Genomic DNA, 18,267 nt, shown 5'->3' on the forward strand with positions numbered 1-18,267 from the left:
GGCGGTGGGACACGGAAAGAGGCGCACCCGGCGTCCCGGGTGCGCCTCTTCAGTGACCGGTGTCAGATGCCGGCACCTGAGACCGATGTCAGATGTCGTAGTCCTGGTCGAACTTGTCCTGAGCCGCCTGCTGCTCCCTGAGCGTCTCCTGCTCGGCGTCGTCCTTCGCCTTCGAAGAGCGCTGCGAAGCCTGCTCCTTGGTGCTGCGGGCCTTCTGCTTCGCCTGCTCCTTGAGCTGCTGCGCCTTGTCCTTTGACTGGTCTGCCATGCCCATCGAGGTTCACTCCTACAAGGGGTGTGGGAATCGGGGGCAGTGCTGCCCCCGGGGCCTCGACCAGCGTGGCACGACGGAACATTCCGCGCATTTCGGCCGGGCGGCCGAGGAATCACGCGCGCTCGGTGCGCTCCTGCTCGTCCGCCGCTCCGCCCGCCCCGACCAGGCCCTTGGAGACCCCGGCGAGCCTCGGCTCGAAGCGCTTCATCTCCCGCTGCCCCACGGTGGCGATGAGTCCCGGCAGATAGCCCCGGATCGACTGCATCCCCCGCAGCCACCACTGCGCGTACACATGCGCCGACCGGCGCTCGATGCCCTCCACGATCCGGTCCACGGCCGGCCCCAGCGGATACGTACGGTTCGACGGCCAGGGCAGCCGCTCCCGCAGCTCCCGCATCACGTCGTCCTGGTCGGCGCCCCGGACCATGTCGGTGTCCGTCCAGGACAGATAGCCGACGCCGACCCGCACGCCCTTGTAGCCGACCTCGGCGCGCAGGCTGTGCGCGAAGGCCTCCACCCCCGACTTGGAGGCGCAGTACGCCGTCATCATCGGCGCGGGGGTGATCGCGGCGAGCGAGGCGATCTGGAGGAAGTAGCCCCGGCTCTCCATCAGGACGGGCAGGAACGCCCGGCCCGTCACCGCCCCGCCGATCAGGTTGACCTCGATCACCCGTCGCCACGCCACCGGGTCGGAGTCGACGAAGGGGCCCCCGGAGGCGACACCGGCGTTGGCGACGACGATGTCGACCTTGCCGAAGCGCTCCTTGACCTCCTGCGCCACCCGGGCCATCGCCTCGTGGTCGGTGACATCGGCGTGCCACCAGTCGCAGTCGGTGTGCAGTCGGCCGGCGACCGCCTTCAGCTCGTCCGGCTCCAGTCCGACGAGCGCGATCCGCGCCCCGCGCGCCGACAGCTTGCGGGCCAGCAGCTCGCCGACGCCGCGCGCGGCGCCCGTGACGACCGCGACCTGGCCTTCCAGACTCACCCTGCTCATACGGCTTCCCTCATCTCGATGTACGTCGTCACGAGCTCGCGGAGCCGGGCGGTGACCGCCTCGGGCGCCTCCACCGGTGTCATGTGGCCCATCCCGGCGAGCTCCACGAGCCCGACGCAGTGGGGGAGCTCGGCCACCAGGGAGCGGGCGTGCACGGGCGGGGTCAGCCGGTCGGCGGTCCCGACGATCACGGCCGTCGGCATGGTCAGTTCACGGACACCGGCCGCCAGGTCCAGCCCGGCCAGGACGTGCGACCAGGCGACCCGGGAAGCCCTCGGGCAGGCGTGCACGATCCGGGCGCACGCGTCGACCCGGTCGGGTGCCGACCCCGGGCCCATCGTCCCGTACTTCAGGAACTTCTTCGACAGCACGGTGACCGGCCCCAGCGGCGCCCGCGCGCCCAGGATGGACCGGGTCAGCCGCGTGCGCAGCCCGCCGGGCCGCATCGGCAGCACGGTCGACTCGGCGACCAGTGCCGACGCGCCGGTGCTGCACAGCAGAACGGCGGCGGCGTGCTCCTGGAAGGCCGGTCTGCCAGCGGCGGCCATGAGCGTCATCCCGCCCATGGAGTGGCCGGCGAACACGGCCTTCTCGCCCGGCTCGAGGGCGGTGTCGAGCACCGCCTCCAGGTCGTCGGCGAGCGCGTCGGTGGAGTATCCGGTCCGGCCGACCAGCGGCGTGCGGCCGTGTCCCCGCTGGTCGTAGGCGATGACCCGGTGGTCGGCGGAGAGGTCGCGGATCTGCTCGGCCCAGAACTGTATGGAGCAGGTCCAGCCATGGGCGAGCACCACGGCGGGGGCGCCGGAGGGGCCGTACACCTCGACATGGACGCGCGAGCCGTCGGCGGAGACGGCGGTCAGCTCGCGTGCGGGCTGCGGGGGGACGGGGCTGTCACGCTTCAGGAGTCGGCTCATGAGACGGCCTCGGTCTTCCGCGTGGCGTCCGACGCGGCCTTCACGGCAGGCCGGGACGGGGGCCGGAGCACTTCGTACTCGCCGAGGTCCACCTCGCGCGTCTCACGCCGGAACTCGGCCGTCGTGCCGGGCCACAGGGTGGTGTTGCGGCCGTTCGCGTCGAGGTACCAGCTGTCGCAACCGCCCGCCTTCCAGACGGTCCGCTCCATCCGGCCCTGGACCTTGCGGTTCCACGCGCCGACGGCGGACGGCCTGGCGGCGAGGGCGGCGCGGCCGCCGAGGACGTCGAGCTGGCGCAGGTAGTCGGCCATGTAGTTCAGCTGCGACTCGATCATGAGGATCATCGAGGAGTTCCCGAGGCCGGTGTTGGGCCCGATGATCGTCATCCAGTTGGGGAAGCCGGCGGCGGTGGCGCCGCGCAGCGACTCCATGCCGCCCTTCCACGACTCCGCGAGCGTGATGCCGTCCGCGCCCACGACCCGCTCGGCGATCGGCATGTCCGTCACGTGGAAGCCGGTGCCGAAGATGATCGCGTCGACCTCGGTCTCGGTGCCGTCGGCCGCGACGAGGGTGCTGCCGCGCACCTCGGCCAGGCCGGAGGCGATGACGTCCACATTGGGCTTGGCGACGGCCGGGTAGTACTCGCTGGAGAGCAGGATGCGCTTGCAGCCGATGCGGTACGAGGGCGTCAGCTTGGCGCGCAGTGCCCGGTCCTTGATCGCCTTGGCCATGTTGGCCTTCGCCAGGGACTCGACCAGGCCGAGTTCGTTGGGGCGCTTGGTGAAGGCGCTGACCTGCAGCTCGCGGATGCCCCAGAGCAGCCCGCGCCGCGCGGTGCCGGTGAAGGGCAGCTGTCGGTGCAGCCAGCGCTCGACGCCGCTGATACGCCGGTCCATGCGGGGCATCACCCACGGGGGAGTGCGCTGGAAGAGGGTCAGCGAGCCGGCCTTCGGCTGGATCGCCGGGACGATCTGGATCGCGGACGCGCCGGTCCCGATCATCGCGACGCGCTTGCCGGTCAGGTCGTAGTCGTGGTCCCAGCGGGCCGAGTGGAAGACCTTGCCGGGGAAGCCGGCGAGGCCCGCGATGTCGGGGATCTTGGGGTCGGAGAGCGGCCCGGTCGCGGAGACGACCACGTCGGCGGTGAACGAGCCCTGGGAGGTCTCGATGTCCCAGCGCAGTTCGTCGTTGTCCCAGCGCATCATCCGCACCTCGTGGTTCAGGCGCAGGTGCGGGCGAAGCCCGAAGGTGTCGGCGACGTGCTCCAGGTACGCGCGGATGTGGCGCTGCCCGGAGAAGGTGCGCGGCCAGTCGGGGTTGGGCGCGAAGGAGAACGAGTAGAGGTGGGAAGGAACGTCGCAGGCGCATCCCGGATAGCTGTTGTCCCGCCAGGTCCCGCCGACGGAGTCCGCCCGCTCCAGGACGACGAAGTCGGTGATCCCCTCGCGGCGCAGCCGGACCGCGGCCCCCAGGCCGCCGAATCCGGATCCGATCACCGCCACTCGAACATGCTCGTGCTTCGTCATGCTGCCTCCTGCCGCACAGTACCCAGCCAGACCGTGCCAGCAATCACTGGCACGATGGGGAGACTAGAGCAGTCCCCTACCGAGCGGTAGAGGTACGGAGAGTAAAAGTTACCGGCGGTACAACATAGGCTGACCGGTGTGGCAGAAGGATCTGGACCGGTGTCCGACGTACGCGAATACCGCATGGCGGAGCTGGCCGAGGAGGCCGGCATCACCGTGCGGACCCTGCGCTTCTACCGCGAGCGCGGACTGATCCAGCCACCGCGCCGCGAGGGACGGATCGCCTGGTACGACAGCCACCACCTGGCCCGGCTCCGCACGATCGCCGCTCTTCTGGAGCGCGGCCACACCCTCAATGGCATCGCCGACCTCGCCACCGCCTTCGAGAGCGGCAAGGACGTCGGCGAGGTGCTGGGCCTCGGCGAACCGACCGAGGAGGAGCCGGTCCGGCTCACCCCTCAGGAGCTCGCCGACTACTTCGCGGGCGAGGTCACCGCGGAGAACCTCATGGCCGCGCTGGACCTCGGCTATCTGGCAACGGACGGCGACGCGATCGTCCACATCAGCCGTCGTCTGCTGGACGTCTCGGCGGCGCTGGTCAAGGAGGGCATTCCGCTGGCGGCCGTACTGGCGGCCGGCCGCCGGGTCAGGGAACACGCGGACGAACTGGCGGGCCTGTTCACCGACCTGCTGCGCTCGCACGCCGAGGAGAAGGACATCGAACGGCTCCGCCCCCTCGCCAAGAGCGTGGTGGAGGCGGAGCTGTCGATGGCCCTCGACCGGCGGCTGAGGACGGACACGGACGGACGCGCACACGCGGCGGAGGCCGGCCGGACCGGCGGTCCGACACCCACAGCTCGTAGCCCGAAGGCCTGAAGCTCGCCGACGAAGGCTTGGAGCTCGCGGACCGGAGGCTTCGAGCCCGCGAACCGGAGGCTTGGAGCCCGTGGACGACGACAGGCCCCGCGCTCGTCGACAACGGGCCCCGTGCTCTTGGGACCGCAGGCCCCGGGCTCGCCGCTCTAGAGCTCGTAGACCGCCGTCACGGGTGCGTGGTCGCTCCAGCGCTCGCCATGGGTGGCCGCCCGCTCGACCCAGGCCTTCACCGCACGGGCGGCGAGACCCGCGGTGGCGACCTGGTAGTCGATGCGCCAGCCGGCGTCGTTGTCGAAGGCGCGGCCGCGGTAGGACCACCAGGAGTAAGGGCCCTCCTGGTCCGGGTGCAGGGCGCGGACCACATCGACATAGGCGGCCTCGCCGAAGACGCGGGTCAGCCACTCCCGCTCCTCGGGGAGGAAGCCGGCGTTCTTCCGGTTGGACTTCCAGTTCTTGAGGTCGGCCTCCTGGTGGGCGATGTTCCAGTCGCCGCAGACCAGCACCTCGCGGCCGTCGGCGGCCGCGCGCTCCTTGAGGGACTTCAGATACGGCAGGAACTCGCCCATGAAGCGCATCTTCTCGTCCTGCCGCTCCGTGCCGGCCTCACCGGAGGGGAGATAGAGACTGGCGACCGTGACGCCCGGCAGATCCGCCTCGACGTACCGGCCGCTGCCGTCGAACTCCGCCGAACCGAAGCCGACGCGCACGTGATCCGGCTCACGCCGGGTGTACAGCGAAACGCCCGCGCGGCCCTTCGCGGCGGCCGGGGCGAACACGGTGAACCAGCCCTCCGGCGCCCGGACCTCGTCGGGAAGCTGCGCCGCCTCGGCGCGCACCTCCTGCAGACAGACCACGTCCGCCTCAGTGGTGGCCAGCCACTCCACAAAGCCCTTCTTGGCGGCGGCGCGCAGCCCGTTTACATTCGCGGTTGTCACGGTGAACATCCCGGCACCCTACCGACACCACGACCCGCATAGATGTACGATACTTCGCATGAATATTCAAAGAATCGCTTTTGACCACCCGGACGCCGTCAAACTCAACGACCAGGTCCAGCTGGAATACGCCGCCCGCTACGGCGACGGGGGCGATGTCACACCCCTGGACCCGTCGATGTTCGCCCCACCGAGGGGCCTCTATCTGATGGCGTACGACCTCCAGGACCGCCCCGTCGCCACCGGCGGCTGGCGCTCCCAGGAGCAGAACGACGAGGGCTACTCGGACGGCGACGCCGAGCTCAAGCGCATGTTCGTGGTCCCCGAGGCGCGCGGCCTCGGCCTCGCCCGCCGGATCCTCGCGGCCCTGGAGGACGACGCGCGGGAGGCGGGGCGCACGCGGATGGTGCTGGAGACCGGCGCGAAGCAGCCGGAGGCGATAGCGCTGTACCTCTCCAGCGGGTACGAACCGTGCTCCAAGTTCGGCGCCTACCGGCACTACGACAACAGCCGCTGCTTCGCGAAGCCGCTGGCCTAGCCGGACACCTCGCCGGCCCCCGCCCGGCGACCGCCGCCCGACCCCCCGCCGACCTTCCCCGCCCGGCCCCCTCGCCGCCCGACCCCCGGCACCCGGGGCCCGCCGCACGGAACCCCCGGGCTCCGTGCTCCCGGCGCGAGAGCCCCGCTCCCATGCCCCGGCAACCTACGCCTGACGCGCCCCTGACAAACACCCCGTTCTCGTGGCACGCTGCCTCACGCAAGCCGATCCGCACCGTTCTCATCCCCCACCTGCCCCGGCAGAAGGAGACATGCGTGAGACGCCAACGCACAGCCACGGCCATCCTGTTGACAGTGGGCGCCCTGCTCACCGGCGGCCTGTCCGCCGCGAGCGCGGCCACCGCGGCCGCCCCGGGCACCACCGCGGCCCCCGCCGCCCGCGCCGCGTCCGCCGCCGAGCAGCACTCGGCTCGTAGCTTCTGGACCGCCGAGCGGATGCGCGCCGCCACCCCTCTCGACCTGTTACTCACGCCCAGCGCGCTCAAGAGCCTCAAGCCACCGAAGCCGGGCGCCGCGACGACGACCGTCGCACCCACCGCGTTCCCCCAGGCGGGCGGCGCGTGGACCGGCGGCGGCGCGGTCGTGAAGACCTCGGGCCGGGTGTTCTTCAGCTTCCAGGGGCGTACGGCCTCCTGCTCGGGCAACGCGGTCACCAGCCAGAACGCCAGCACCGTGATCACGGCCGGTCACTGCGTGAAGTACCAGGGCAGCTGGCACACCAACTGGGTCTTCGTCCCCGCGTACAACAACGGCAGCGCGCCGTACGGCCAGTGGGCCGCGTCCAAGACGCTGACCACACCCCAGTGGGAGGCGAGCGAGGACATCAACTACGACGTCGGCGCGGCCGTCGTCGCCCCGCTGAACGGCCAGAAGCTCACCTCCGTCACCGGCGCCCAGGGCATCCAGTTCAACGGCGGCTACAACAAGCCGATGTACGCCTTCGGCTTCCCGGCGGCGTCACCGTACGACGGCACCAAGCTCGTGTACTGCAGCGGGAACTCCTCCAAGGACTTCCTGTTCTCACAGGACCACAGCCTCGGCTGCAACATGACCGGCGGCTCCAGCGGTGGCCCCTGGTTCACCGGCTTCAGCGAGTCGGCCGGCACCGGCCTGCAGGTCTCGGTGAACAGCTTCGGCTACACCTTCCTGCCGAACCGGATGTTCGGCCCGTACTTCGGCAATGACGCCAAGGCCCTCTACGACAAGGCCCAGACGTCCTGACGGACAGCGGCGGGGTCCGGCGGGCGAGCCCCACCGGACCCCGCCCCCGCTGTCCCGGCCCGTTCCCGCACGCCGGAACCGCTGACATACTCGCGTGTTCGCCCCGGCCGACATGCGGGCCGCGTCACGGCCACCCAGATCCTCGAGGGCCGCCGTTCGCCGAGGAGGCACAACACCGAGAAGGCGCAACACAAAGATCCCGTCCGATCAATCAGATCGGACGGGATCTCTTTGTGCGCTGGTGGACCTGTGGGGATTTGAACCCCAGACCCCCTCGATGCGAACGAGGTGCGCTACCAGACTGCGCCACAGGCCCTTGCGACGTGTGAAACATTAGCATCCCGATCGGGGTGGTTGGAAATCCGTTCCCCCGCTGGTCAGCCAAGGCCCTTCACTCGTTGGCGGCTCTGGGCCGGTCCTCGTCCGCGTACTGGTCGAAGAGCGGCGTGCGGCCGTGGTCGCGGCCCTTGCGCTGCGGGGCGGTGCGCCGGGGCGGCGCCGGTGGCGGGGTGGGGGTCGGGTCCGCCGTGGAGGAGCGGGCCGAGCTCCACGTCTCCGGGTCGGTCACGTCCACACCGCTCGTGGCGCGCGGGGCGACCGGCGCGGTCACGTACGTGGGAAGCGGGACCGGGACGGGATCCCAGCTGTCGCCGCGGGCCGGTCCGCGCTCGCGCTGCTGGTCGACCCACTCCGCGTGGTCCGTCTGCTCGACGAGCGCGCGGCGGCCGGCCTCCTGCGGGGAGAGCGCGGGCGCGGGTTCCGGTTCGGGGTGGGACGTCTCCTCGTCCGGCTCCGGCGTGGCCTGCCGGCGCGGCGGGCGGCTCTCGCGCAGCCGCTGGGCCGCCACCTCGGCGCGGCGGCGGTCCATCACGTACACGAAGCGGCGCCGCTCCTGCGTGCGCAGGTGCACGATGTACGCGCTCAGCAGCACCGCCGGGGCCGCGGGGGCCCAGAGGAAGGCGAGGCCGCCGACGGCGGCGACGATCGCGCCGAGCGTGAAGGCGAGGAAGAGGACCACCGTGGTGCGTCGCCGACGGGCCAGGACCCGGCCGCGGCGGGCGCGTTCGGCTGCCGACCGGTCGGGGCGCGGGCGCCGCGACGACGCCTGGGCCGGGACGGGGGCCGGGAGTTCGATGCGCGCTTCCGTACGGTCCGGAGGCGCGGCGAAGGCCCGGACGTCGACAGAACTCAATCGGTCCGTCACGGCGTCCGGGTCCACGGCTGGAACCACCCGCCCGTCGCCGGAACGCCACTCCTCGTCGGCGCCGCCGTGCGGCGGCTGCTCCGACTCGGCGTCGCGCTCCCGCAGCTCCTTGGCGTAACGGCGCTCCATTCCCGCCCGTCCGGACAGCAGCCGGATGGCGGTGCTGAAGCGTTCCGTCGGACGGGCCTCATTGAGCTCGTCCTGCCTGCGGAGCCACATCGGCACCAAGTAGGCGGCCCAGGCCCCGACAATGACTGCGTAGATGAGGCCGCTGCTGCTCACGCCTCACACGGTAGAGGGGTTCGCGCGAGGGCATCGGCCAATTGAGCCGGTGTGTCGCACGATCTGGCTGATATCACTGACTTTTTTTATGACTCTTCAGATCAGTTGATGGTCAACCCTTGATTGAATTCGAACGTTTATTTCATTTACGGGACTGTGCCGCGTGCCAGCGGCGCAGCAGTCCCTCGGGGACTTCCTCCGCCGTCAGAGCGAACACCAGATGGTCGCGCCACGCACCGTCGATGTGCAGATAGCGCGGGCGCAGCCCTTCCTCGCGGAATCCCAATTTCTCGACCACCCGCCGACTCGGCCCGTTCTCCGGGCGAATGCAGACTTCCATCCGGTGCAGTCCGACCGTCCGGAAGCAGTGGTCGACGGCGAGCGCGACCGCGGTCGGCATGACGCCGCGGCCCGCCACATCGCGGTCGACCCAGTAGCCGACATGGCCCGAGCACATGGATCCCCAGGTGATCCCGGCAACCGTGATCTGGCCGACGAGGCGACCCTCGTACTCGATCACGAAGGGAAACATCCGGCCGGCGTTGGCCTCCGCCCGCAGATGGCGGACCATCTGGCGGTACGTGGGGCGCTGGACGACGGGGCCGCCGGGCCCGGGCGGCGGAATGGTGGCCTCCCAGGGCCGCAGCCAGTCGCGGTTGCGCCGGTTGACCTCGCGCCAGGCCCGCTGGTCACGGTGTTTTATCGGCCGCAGCACCACATCGCCGTCGACCAGGACCGCGGGCCAGGACGGGATCATGACGTTCTGGGGTGGTCGCCGCCCCGGAGCTGATCGGCCGCGTGGACCAGCAGCCGGTCAAGGACGGCGAGTCCGTCGCGCACACCGCCGGGCGAGCCCGGCAGATTGACGATCAGGGTGCGGCCCGCGACCCCGGCGAGGCCGCGGGAGAGCGCGGCGGTGGGGATCTTCTCCCGGCCGTACGCGCGGATCGCCTCGGGGATGCCGGGGATCTCGTAGTCGAGGACGCGTCCGGTGGCCTCGGGGGTGGCGTCGGTCGGCGAGATGCCGGTGCCGCCGGTGGTCAGGATGACGTCGTACGCGGCCGCGACCCCGGCCCGCAGGGCGGCCTCGACGGGCTCCCCGTCGGGCACCACCTGGGGACCGTCGACCGTGAAGCCGAGCGCGGCCAAGCCCTCGGCGAGGACCGGCCCGCCCTTGTCCTCGTACACGCCTGCGGCGGCCCGGTTGGACGCGGTGACGACGAGCGCACGGTAGGCGGCCCGCGGGGTGTCGGGTGATGCGGCGCTCACGCCCCGGCCTCCTCACCCGCGTCGCGCGCCCAGTCGCCGGACTTGCCGCCGGTCTTCTCCTCGACGCGGATGTCGGAGATCACCGCGGCCTTGTCGACCGCCTTCACCATGTCGACGACGGTCAGCGCGGCGACCGAGACGGCCGTCAGCGCCTCCATCTCGACGCCGGTGCGGTCGGTGGTCTTCACGGTCGCCGCGATCTCCACCGCGTCGTCCGCGACGGTCAGGTCCAGTGTCACACCGGAGACCGCGAGGGGGTGGCAGAGCGGGATGAGGTCCGGGGTGCGCTTGGCGCCCATGATCCCGGCGATCCGGGCCGTGGCGAGCGCGTCTCCCTTGGGGACGCCCTCGCCGCGCAGCAGCTCGATCACGCGCGGCGAGACCAGGACCCGGCCGCTGGCGCGCGCGGTCCGCGCGGTGACGTCCTTCCCGGAGACGTCGACCATGCGGGCCGCCCCCGCCTCGTCGATGTGCGTCAGCCTGCCTTGCGTACTCAACTGGACTCCGCCTCGCGTTCTGGCGCCGGTTCCCCGCACGGCCCGCAGGGCGGCGGAGGTCCGGGGGACGTCCCCCGGAAGGCACAGCGCAGACACGTTACCGCCACCTGGGCGTCGTCAGCGGATGAGGACCACTTCCAGCTCGGCGCCCGGGTCCACGGACGTGGTGTCCTCCGGTACGACGAGCAGGGCGTCGGCGTGGGCGAGCGCGGCGATCAGGTGGGAGCCGGTGCCGCCCACCGGAGTGACGGTGCCGCTCTCCGCGTCGTACGTCCCGCGCAGGAACTGGCGCTTGCCGGCCGGTGAGGACAGCGCCTTGTCCGCCTTAAGCACGGCACGCACGCGGGGCCGGTGCAGATCGTTGAGACCCATCAGCGCGCGGATCGCGGGGCGGACGAACAGCTCGAAGGAGACGTACGAGGAGACCGGATTGCCCGGCAGGGCGAGCAGGGGGGTGTGCTCGCGGCCGATCGAGCCGAAGCCCTGCGGCTTGCCCGGCTGCATGGCGAGCTTGCGGAAGTCGATGCCGCTGCCCGGTTCGTCCTGGTCGCCGACGGAGGAGAGGGCCTCCTTGACGACGTCGTACGCGCCGACGCTGACGCCGCCTGTGGTGACCAGCAAGTCGGCACGGATCAGCTGGTCCTCGATGGCCGCGCGGAGGGTGTCGGCGTCGTCGGTGACCGCGCCGACGCGGTAGGCGATGGCTCCCGCGTCCCGCGCCGCGGCCGCTAGCGCGAAGCTGTTGGAGTCGTAGATCTGTCCCTCGCCCAGGTCCTCGCCGGGCTGGACCAGTTCGCTGCCCGTGGAGATCACGACCACGCGGGGGCGGGGGCGAACCCGCACGGTGCCGCGGCCGATGGCGGCGAGCAGTCCGATCTGGGGCGGCCCGAGGACCGTGCCGGCCTCCAGCGCCAGGTCGCCCGACTGGACGTCGCTGCCCCGGGCGCGGACGTGCGCGCGGGCCTGGACCGGCCGGTGGACCCGGACCTCGCCGCTCGCGCCCTCGGGGGCGGCTCCCGCGGGGCGCATGGTGGTGGCCGCTCCGCCGCCCGTGCCCCCGTCGGTCCACTCGACCGGGACGACGGCCTCGGCGCCGGGCGGCAGCGGGGCGCCGGTCATGATGCGCGCCGCCTGTCCGGGTCCGACGGTCGGCGGCTCGCCGCTGCCCGCCGCCACGTCGCCGATGACCGTCAGGACCGCCGGGAACTCCTCGGAGGCGCCCGAGACATCGGCGACCCGGACCGCGTACCCGTCCATGGAGCTGTTGTCGAACGGCGGCAGCGCGACCGGCACCGTGACGTCCTCGACGAGGACGCAGCCCTGTGCGTCGGGGAGTTGCAGCTCGATGGGTTCGAGCGGCTTCACCGCGGCGAGGATGTCGTCCAGGTGCTCGTCGACCGACCAGAGGCCGGAGGACGGCGATGACGGTGCCGGTACTGCCGTGCTGCTCAAGGTGCTACATCTCCTCGGTGACGTAACTGCGAAGCCACGCCCGGAACTCCGGGCCCAGGTCCTCACGTTCGCACGCGAGTCTGACAATGGCACGCAGATAGTCGCCCCGGTCGCCGGTGTCATAGCGGCGGCCCTTGAAGACGACGCCGTGCACCGGGCCGCCGATCTTCTCGTCCATGGCGAGCTTCTGCAGCGCGTCGGTGAGCTGGATCTCGCCGCCACGGCCGGGCTCGGTCTCGCGCAGTATCCCGAAGATCGCCGGATCCAGGACATACCGCCCGATGATGGCGTAGTTGCTGGGGGCGTCGGCCGGATCGGGCTTTTCCACCAAGTCCGTCACCTTGACGACGTCGGAGTCGATGGTGGCCTCGACCGCGGCGCAGCCGTACATGCCGATCTGGGCGGGCTCGACCTCCATCAGGGCGATGACGGTGCCGCCCTCGCGCTCCTGGATCTCGACCATGCGGGACAGCAGCGGGTCGCGCGGGTCGATCAGGTCGTCGCCGAGCAGGACGGCGAAGGGCTGGTCGCCGACGTGCGGGGCGGCGCACAGGACGGCGTGGCCGAGGCCGCGCGGGTCGCCCTGGCGTACGTAGTGCATGGTGGCGAGGTCGCTGGACTCCTGGACCTTGGCGAGGCGCTCGCTGTCCCCCTTGCGGGTCAGCGCTTCCTCCAGCTCGTAGTTCCGGTCGAAGTGGTCCTCCAGGGGTCGCTTGTTCCGACCGGTCACCATGAGGACGTCGGTGAGGCCGGCGACGACCGCCTCCTCGACCACGTACTGGATGGCGGGTTTGTCGACGACAGGCAGCATCTCTTTGGGAGTGGCCTTGGTGGCCGGGAGGAACCGGGTTCCGAGCCCGGCGGCTGGGATGACAGCCTTGCTGATCCTGGAGGGCGACTGAGTCATGCGGAGCACCATATCCGGTCGGTATGTGGCGAAGATGAGACTCCGATTAACTTCCTGATCATAAGAACGGATACGAGAGGTTTGTGAGTTCCCCATGCCAGGCGACATGTCCGACAAGGCCGCTCTTCGACGCCAACTGCTCGCCTCGCGGGCGCTGCTGACCGGCGACGAGGTCCGCGACACCGGAACGATTCTCGCTCATGTCGCACTGGAGCTCACCGAACTGGCGCACGCCCGCACGGTGGCCGCCTATGTGTCGGTGGGCCGCGAGCCCGGCACACGCGCACTGCTGGACGCGCTGCGCGGCATGGGCGTGCGCGTCCTGCTGCCGGTGCTGCTCGAGGACAACGACCTCGACTGGGGACTGTACGAGGGTGCGGAGAGCCTGGTGCGCGCCGGGCGCGGCCTGCTGGAGCCCGCCGGAGAACGGCTCGGCCCGGACGCCGTCCTGGGCGCCGACGCCGTGCTGCTGCCCGGTCTCGCCGTGGACGCCCGGGGGATGCGCCTGGGGCGGGGCGGCGGCTCCTACGACCGGGTCCTCGCACGGCTCGCGCGGGCCGGCGCGGATCCGGCGCTGGTGGTGCTCCTGTACGCGAACGAGGTGGTCGCCCGGGTCCCGGAGGAGCCGCACGACCACCCCGTACACGCGGTGGTGACGCCCGAGGGCGTCGTCCGGTTCAGGGCCTGGGGCCCCTCGGGCCGGAGCCCTGCCCCCCGTCCTACGGACTGAGGACCAGGGCTTCCTGCGTGGCCGCCGTGACGGCCTGCTCGCCGTAGGCCCAGTCGAGCAGTTCGCCCTTGGTCCACAGCTCGGTCTGATCGGTGTAGTGCGCGTTGTAGGCGTGCCCGGAGGCGCCGGTCAGGTTGATCCAGCGGGACTTGTCCCAGTCGCCGACGTTGACGACCATCCGCATCGACGGCACCCAGATGACGTCATAGCCGCCCGCCGCGTTCCATCCGGTGGCGTTGACCGCCGCCTCGCCGCCGCCCAGGTTCCACGGCCCCCGGTTGAGCACGGACTGGAGGAAACCCGGCCCTTGTGTGCCAAGGGTCTGGTTCTTCAGCGTCAGCTGGTGCAGCCTGCCCCAGCTCCAGGTGGAGACGTCCTTGCCGAGCTTGGCGGTCAGCTCCCAGCGGGCGTCCTCCATCGCGCGGGCCAGCAGCTGGTCGCGGGTCACGGTGGCCTCGTCCGTACGGCTCGGCTCGGACTTCCACCACTCGCTCTTCTCGTTCTTGAGGAGCGGGCGGACCACCTCGTACCAGCGGTCGCCGCCGTCCGGCTGCGCCGACTCGGGGTCGCGCTGACCACACTCGCGCACCAGCTTGTTCTGCTCGTCGACCGGGCCCGTGAAGTCGGCCGGGCGGACGTTTATGCAGTCGCCCTCGACCCGCAGCTCCTTGGGCAGCTTGTTGCCGAAGGCCAGCTTGAGGACATTGCGCCAGACCGCGTTGAAGTACGCGGCGGCGGCCGAGTCGGGCTCCTGGGTGTAGTCCCAGCCCTCCAGCAGCTTCTGCGCCTCGCGGACGTACGGATCCGCGATGTCGATCTTCAGCAGCAGCGGGTTGAGCAGCGTCGCGATCTCGCTGCGGTTGTCCGTCTGCATGGTCCGCATGTCGTCCGGCGAGATCTTCCCGCCGTCCTTGATCTTCGACTCGATGAGGTCGTTGATGCGCTGGCTGCGCGAGCCGTAGCCCCAGTCCTTGGTGAGGAGGTAGGGATACTTCCCGGCGTCGATGACGGCCTGGTTGGCGGTGACGATGTAACCGCGGTCCGGGTCCTCCTCGTAGGGAAGTTCCTCGAAGGGGACCGTCGTCTTCTTCCAGGTGTACGCCGGGTCCCAGCCGGGGGCCGGCAGGGTGCCGTCGTGGCCCGCCGCGCGGACCGGGATCTTTCCGGGGGCCTGGTAGCCGATGTGGCCCTCGGGACCCTTGGCGTCCGCGTAGATCAGGTTCTGCGAGGGCACGTCGAAGTCCTTGGCGGCCGCCCGGAACTCCTTGAAGTCCCTGGCCCGGTTGAGCTCCAGGACCGCGTCCATGGACTTGCCCGGGTCCAGCGCGGTCCAGCGCAGGGCCACCGCGTATCCGTCGCCGCGGTCGGGTGCGGAGTTCCTGACGGGGGCCTTCTCGCCGACCTTCTCCAGCTCACTGCTGCGGTCGGAGACCAGCGGGCCGTTGTTGGTGGACCGTACGGTGATGGTCCTGCTCGTACCGCCCGCGATCTTGATGACCTCGTCGCGGTTGGTGAACGGCAGCTCCCGGCCGCCGTACTGGTAGCCCGTGTCGGAGATCTTCTCGAGGTACAGATCGGTGACGTCCGCGCCGAGGTTGGTGAACCCCCACGCGATGTCCTGGTTGTGGCCGATGATCACGCCGGGCATGCCGGAGAAGGTGTAGCCGGCCACGTCGTAGCGACAGGTGGCCGTGACGCTCCGGCAGTGCAGGCCCATCTGGTACCAGAGGGAGGGCAGCTGCGGGGCCAGGTGCGGGTCGTTGGCGAGCAGCGGCTTGCCGGAGGTCGTGTACCTGCCGGAGACGACCCATGAGTTGGATCCGATGCCGTTGCCGTTGGGACCGAGCAGCGCCGGGATCTCGTCGAGGGTCTCGGAGAGCGCGGAGAGCTGCGACTGCAGGCCCCGCGCCGCACCCTCCGGGCCGTTGGCGCCCTCCGAGGACGGCGTACGGTCCGGGTCGAACTTCCCGGTGGCCTTGTTCACGCCGCCCTTGTCGAGGATCGGCTTGTGCAGGCCGTACGGGTAGGCCGGGTACAGCTGCTGGATCTGCGACGCGCTGAGCCTGCTGGTCATCAGCGAACGGTCGATCTCGTCCTGCATGTTGCCGCGCAGGTCCCAGGCCATCGCCTTGAGCCAGGCCACCGAGTCGACCGGCGTCCACGGCTCGATCCTGTAGTCGTTGACGAAGCCGAGGGCCGCGTACTCGACCGAGACGTCGCTGCCCTCCTTGCCCTGCAGATAGGCGTTGACGCCCGCCGCGTAGGCCTGGAGGTTCTTCTTGGTCTCGGGCGTGAGCTTGGTGTCGTACTCCCGCTGGGCGACCTGGCGCCAGCCGAGCGTGCGAAGGAAGGCGTCGGTGTCCACCTGGTCCTTGCCGAACAGCTCGGAGAGCCGGCCGGAGGTCATGTGGCGCCGGACGTCCATCTCGTAGAACCGGTCCTGCGCCTGGACGAACCCCTGGGCGCGGAAGAGGTCCTCGTCGCTGGAGGCGTAGATCTGCGGAACGCCGTAGGCGTCGCGCTTGACGTCGACGGGTCCGGAGAGCCCGTCGATCCTGATCGTGCCGCTCGTCTGCGGATATGAGGCACGAACGGTACTGATGCCCCAGTACGTGCCATAGCCGACGCCCGCGACCAGCGCCAACACCAGGACGATGATGAGCAGGCGGGCGCGTCGCCCCTTCTTGCTGGCGGAAGAGGCAGTGGTGTTGGCGGGCATCGCTGTCCTTCGAGGGGCAGGGTGGTCCTGGAGTGCTGGAGCAACCATAGGCGCAGCGCTCCCCCGGCCCGGACGCGGTGTCAGTAAGGAAGCGACCGACGCACTTTCGGACGGTTACCGGACGAATGATCGACCGCGTCAAGAAAACGTTAAAGATTAGGTAAGGTAACGAAGTACCGGCTGCTGGAGGAACGATCCGGCCGCCCGTCGCGGAAGGAACGGCCACTGACTGTCCACCAGCTCAATGAACTCCTGCTCATCTGCTCGCTCGTGCTGCTCATCGCCGTCGCGGCGGTGCGCGTCTCGTCCCGGAGCGGGCTCCCCAGCCTGCTGCTGTACCTCGGGATCGGGGTCGCCATCGGGCAGGACGGCATCGGCAAGGTCCACTTCGACAATGCCGGGCTGACCCAGGTGATCGGCTATGCCGCACTGGTGGTGATCCTGGCCGAGGGTGGCCTGGGCACCAAGTGGAAGGAGATCAAACCCGCGTTGCCCGCGGCGGTCGTGCTGTCGACCGTCGGCGTCGCGGTGAGTGTGGGCATCACGGCGGCCGCCGCGCACTATCTGGTCGGCCTGGAGTGGCGGCCCGCCCTGATCATCGGCGCGGTCGTCTCCTCGACGGACGCCGCCGCGGTCTTCTCCGTCCTGCGCAAGATCCCGCTGCCCTCCCGGGTCACCGGCGTCCTGGAGGCCGAGTCCGGCTTCAACGACGCGCCCGTGGTGATCCTCGTCGTGGCCTTCTCCACGGTCGGCCCGGTCGACCACTGGTACGTCCTGGTCGGCAAGATCGCGCTGGAGCTGGCGATCGGCGCGGGCATCGGACTCGCGGTCGGCTTCCTCGGCTCGTTCGGACTGCGGCATGTCGCCCTGCCCGCCTCGGGCCTCTACCCGATCGCCGTCATGGCCATCGCGGTCGTGGCGTACGCCGCCGGCGCCATGGCGCACGGCAGTGGCTTCCTCGCCGTCTATCTCGCCTCGATGGTGCTCGGCAACGCCAAGCTGCCGCACGCGCCGGCCAACCGGGGCTTCGCCGAAGGACTCGGCTGGATCGCCCAGATCGGCATGTTCGTCCTGCTCGGACTGCTGGTCACCCCGCACAAGCTCTTCAGCGACTTCTGGCCGGCCGTCGTCATCGGCCTGGTGCTGACGGTGGTGGCCCGGCCCATGGAGGTCCTGGTCAGCCTGCTGCCCTTCCGCATCCCCTGGCAGGAGCAGGCCCTGATGTCCTGGGCCGGTCTGCGCGGAGCCGTGCCCATCATCCTGGCGACGATCCCCATGGTGTCCGGGATCGAGGGCAGCGAGCGGGTCTTCAACATCGTCTTCGTACTCGTCGTGGTCTACACCCTGGTCCAGGGACCCACCCTGCCGTGGCTGGCCCGGGCGCTGCGCCTCGGCGACCCGTCCGAGGCGGCCGACCTCGGCGTCGAATCGGCGCCCCTGGAGCGCCTGCGCGGGCATCTGCTGTCGGTCGCCATCCCGCAGAAGTCCAAGATGCACGGCGTCGAGGTCGCCGAGCTCCGGCTGCCGGCGGGCTCCGCGGTCACCCTGGTCGTACGCGACGGGAAGAGCTTCGTACCGGCGCCGTCGACCGTGCTGCGGCGCGGGGACGAGCTGCTCGTGGTCGCGACCGATCCGGTGCGCGACGCGGCCGAGGGGCGGCTGCGGGCGGTGGGCCAGGGCGGAAAGCTGGCGGGCTGGCTCGGCACGGGCGGCGCGACGGCCCAGGGCGGGGCCTCGGCGACGACCGCGGCCCTGAAGGGACGTATCGCCGGGGCCGAGCGCTTCTTCAGTCGGCGAACGTCCGGTTAATCACAGGTGCACAGTGAGATTGGGTGGTCTTTTCCCAGGCGCGAGCTCATCACTCCCTGTACCATGAAGGAACACTTGATCGACCAACTCTGCCTGACGC

17 protein-coding genes and 1 tRNA gene are annotated in these 18,267 nt (G+C 70.7%); 5 read left to right on the plus strand and 13 right to left on the minus strand.

The features are described 5' to 3' along the window. Window positions 1-88: 88 nt before the first annotated feature. From ACZ7J0_RS22620 to ACZ7J0_RS22635, 4 genes are all read right to left on the minus strand, one after another. Entirely contained in the window at window positions 89-268 is a 180-nt protein-coding gene (locus ACZ7J0_RS22620) for a hypothetical protein (RefSeq protein WP_468710402.1), read from the minus strand. Between the two features lie 118 nt (window positions 269-386). Continuing rightward, window positions 387-1,268: an SDR family oxidoreductase gene (locus tag ACZ7J0_RS22625; protein ID WP_469121461.1), complete on the minus strand. Its 882-nt coding sequence runs from the start codon at window positions 1,266-1,268 to the stop codon at window positions 387-389. Beyond that, window positions 1,265-2,182, minus strand: coding sequence for an alpha/beta fold hydrolase (locus ACZ7J0_RS22630; protein WP_470890025.1), 918 nt, complete (start codon window positions 2,180-2,182; stop codon window positions 1,265-1,267). Before ACZ7J0_RS22630 ends, ACZ7J0_RS22625 begins: the two co-directional genes overlap by 4 nt. Continuing rightward, entirely contained in the window at window positions 2,179-3,708 is a 1,530-nt protein-coding gene (locus ACZ7J0_RS22635; protein ID WP_470890027.1) for a flavin-containing monooxygenase, read from the minus strand. Before ACZ7J0_RS22635 ends, ACZ7J0_RS22630 begins: the two co-directional genes overlap by 4 nt. Window positions 3,709-3,891: 183 nt before the next feature. Here ACZ7J0_RS22635 and ACZ7J0_RS22640 point away from each other — a divergent pair, with 183 nt between their 5' ends. Then, window positions 3,892-4,584, plus strand: a complete 693-nt coding sequence (locus tag ACZ7J0_RS22640) for a MerR family transcriptional regulator (RefSeq protein ID WP_470890115.1) — start codon at window positions 3,892-3,894, stop codon at window positions 4,582-4,584. Window positions 4,585-4,730: 146 nt separating this feature from the next. Here ACZ7J0_RS22640 and ACZ7J0_RS22645 read toward each other — a convergent pair whose 3' ends face one another. After that, window positions 4,731-5,528: an exodeoxyribonuclease III gene (locus tag ACZ7J0_RS22645; RefSeq protein ID WP_470890029.1), complete on the minus strand. Its 798-nt coding sequence runs from the start codon at window positions 5,526-5,528 to the stop codon at window positions 4,731-4,733. A 49-nt stretch (window positions 5,529-5,577) separates the two neighbouring features. Between ACZ7J0_RS22645 and ACZ7J0_RS22650 the strand changes: the two genes are divergently transcribed. Together ACZ7J0_RS22650 and ACZ7J0_RS22655 are read left to right on the plus strand one after the other, a co-directional pair. Further along, complete coding sequence (locus tag ACZ7J0_RS22650) at window positions 5,578-6,057, plus strand: GNAT family N-acetyltransferase (protein ID WP_470890031.1); 480 nt, start codon at window positions 5,578-5,580, stop codon at window positions 6,055-6,057. Window positions 6,058-6,332: 275 nt separating this feature from the next. Further along, a complete protein-coding gene (locus ACZ7J0_RS22655; protein ID WP_470890033.1) occupies window positions 6,333-7,298 on the plus strand; it encodes a trypsin-like serine peptidase in 966 nt (321 codons plus the stop codon). A 239-nt stretch (window positions 7,299-7,537) separates the two neighbouring features. Here ACZ7J0_RS22655 and ACZ7J0_RS22660 read toward each other — a convergent pair. The 7 genes from ACZ7J0_RS22660 to galU form a co-directional block, all read right to left on the minus strand. Continuing rightward, window positions 7,538-7,614: transfer RNA gene (locus ACZ7J0_RS22660), tRNA-Ala, on the minus strand. A 75-nt stretch (window positions 7,615-7,689) separates the two neighbouring features. Continuing rightward, window positions 7,690-8,784, minus strand: a complete 1,095-nt coding sequence (gene sepX / locus ACZ7J0_RS22665; protein ID WP_470890035.1) for a divisome protein SepX/GlpR — start codon at window positions 8,782-8,784, stop codon at window positions 7,690-7,692. A gap of 142 nt (window positions 8,785-8,926) precedes the next feature. Continuing rightward, window positions 8,927-9,541 (minus strand): GNAT family N-acetyltransferase, encoded by a 615-nt coding sequence (locus ACZ7J0_RS22670; RefSeq protein WP_470890037.1) that lies wholly within the window; start codon window positions 9,539-9,541, stop codon window positions 8,927-8,929. Then, window positions 9,538-10,053: a MogA/MoaB family molybdenum cofactor biosynthesis protein gene (locus tag ACZ7J0_RS22675; protein ID WP_470890039.1), complete on the minus strand. Its 516-nt coding sequence runs from the start codon at window positions 10,051-10,053 to the stop codon at window positions 9,538-9,540. Before ACZ7J0_RS22675 ends, ACZ7J0_RS22670 begins: the two co-directional genes overlap by 4 nt. Further along, on the minus strand, window positions 10,050-10,550 hold the full coding sequence (gene moaC, locus ACZ7J0_RS22680) for a cyclic pyranopterin monophosphate synthase MoaC (protein WP_469121469.1): 501 nt from the start codon (window positions 10,548-10,550) through the stop codon (window positions 10,050-10,052). The genes ACZ7J0_RS22675 and moaC overlap by 4 nt, the downstream gene beginning before the upstream one ends. A 117-nt stretch (window positions 10,551-10,667) precedes the next feature. Then, window positions 10,668-12,002, minus strand: a complete 1,335-nt coding sequence (gene glp / locus ACZ7J0_RS22685) for a molybdotransferase-like divisome protein Glp (RefSeq protein ID WP_470890042.1) — start codon at window positions 12,000-12,002, stop codon at window positions 10,668-10,670. A gap of 4 nt (window positions 12,003-12,006) precedes the next feature. Beyond that, the gene (gene galU, locus ACZ7J0_RS22690; protein WP_468710415.1) at window positions 12,007-12,909 is read right to left on the minus strand and encodes a UTP--glucose-1-phosphate uridylyltransferase GalU; all 903 of its coding nucleotides are present in this window, start codon (window positions 12,907-12,909) and stop codon (window positions 12,007-12,009) included. A 94-nt stretch (window positions 12,910-13,003) separates the two neighbouring features. Between galU and ACZ7J0_RS22695 the strand changes: the two genes are divergently transcribed. Further along, complete coding sequence (locus ACZ7J0_RS22695) at window positions 13,004-13,639, plus strand: 5-formyltetrahydrofolate cyclo-ligase (RefSeq protein WP_470890045.1); 636 nt, start codon at window positions 13,004-13,006, stop codon at window positions 13,637-13,639. Here the strand turns inward: ACZ7J0_RS22695 and ACZ7J0_RS22700 are convergent. Next, complete coding sequence (locus tag ACZ7J0_RS22700; RefSeq protein WP_470890047.1) at window positions 13,629-16,358, minus strand: penicillin acylase family protein; 2,730 nt, start codon at window positions 16,356-16,358, stop codon at window positions 13,629-13,631. The two genes, ACZ7J0_RS22695 and ACZ7J0_RS22700, sit on opposite strands and share 11 nt — an antisense overlap. Window positions 16,359-16,628: 270 nt before the next feature. Between ACZ7J0_RS22700 and ACZ7J0_RS22705 the strand changes: the two genes are divergently transcribed. Continuing rightward, window positions 16,629-18,167, plus strand: coding sequence for a potassium/proton antiporter (locus ACZ7J0_RS22705; RefSeq protein WP_470890049.1), 1,539 nt, complete (start codon window positions 16,629-16,631; stop codon window positions 18,165-18,167). Window positions 18,168-18,267: the final 100 nt, after the last annotated feature.

It is taken from the genome of Streptomyces sp. NPDC038280, from assembly GCF_055600045.1.

Coding starts and splice junctions, on each gene's coding strand:
- ACZ7J0_RS22620 (WP_468710402.1), bottom strand. CDS start 268: ATGGCAGACCAGTCAAAGGACAAGGCGCAGCAGCTCAAGGAGCAGGCG.
- ACZ7J0_RS22625 (WP_469121461.1), bottom strand. CDS start 1,268: ATGAGCAGGGTGAGTCTGGAAGGCCAGGTCGCGGTCGTCACGGGCGCC.
- ACZ7J0_RS22630 (WP_470890025.1), bottom strand. CDS start 2,182: ATGAGCCGACTCCTGAAGCGTGACAGCCCCGTCCCCCCGCAGCCCGCA.
- ACZ7J0_RS22635 (WP_470890027.1), bottom strand. CDS start 3,708: ATGACGAAGCACGAGCATGTTCGAGTGGCGGTGATCGGATCCGGATTC.
- ACZ7J0_RS22640 (WP_470890115.1), top strand. CDS start 3,892: ATGGCGGAGCTGGCCGAGGAGGCCGGCATCACCGTGCGGACCCTGCGC.
- ACZ7J0_RS22645 (WP_470890029.1), bottom strand. CDS start 5,528: ATGTTCACCGTGACAACCGCGAATGTAAACGGGCTGCGCGCCGCCGCC.
- ACZ7J0_RS22650 (WP_470890031.1), top strand. CDS start 5,578: ATGAATATTCAAAGAATCGCTTTTGACCACCCGGACGCCGTCAAACTC.
- ACZ7J0_RS22670 (WP_470890037.1), bottom strand. CDS start 9,541: ATGATCCCGTCCTGGCCCGCGGTCCTGGTCGACGGCGATGTGGTGCTG.
- galU (WP_468710415.1), bottom strand. CDS start 12,909: ATGACTCAGTCGCCCTCCAGGATCAGCAAGGCTGTCATCCCAGCCGCC.
- ACZ7J0_RS22695 (WP_470890045.1), top strand. CDS start 13,004: ATGCCAGGCGACATGTCCGACAAGGCCGCTCTTCGACGCCAACTGCTC.
- ACZ7J0_RS22700 (WP_470890047.1), bottom strand. CDS start 16,358: ATGCCCGCCAACACCACTGCCTCTTCCGCCAGCAAGAAGGGGCGACGC.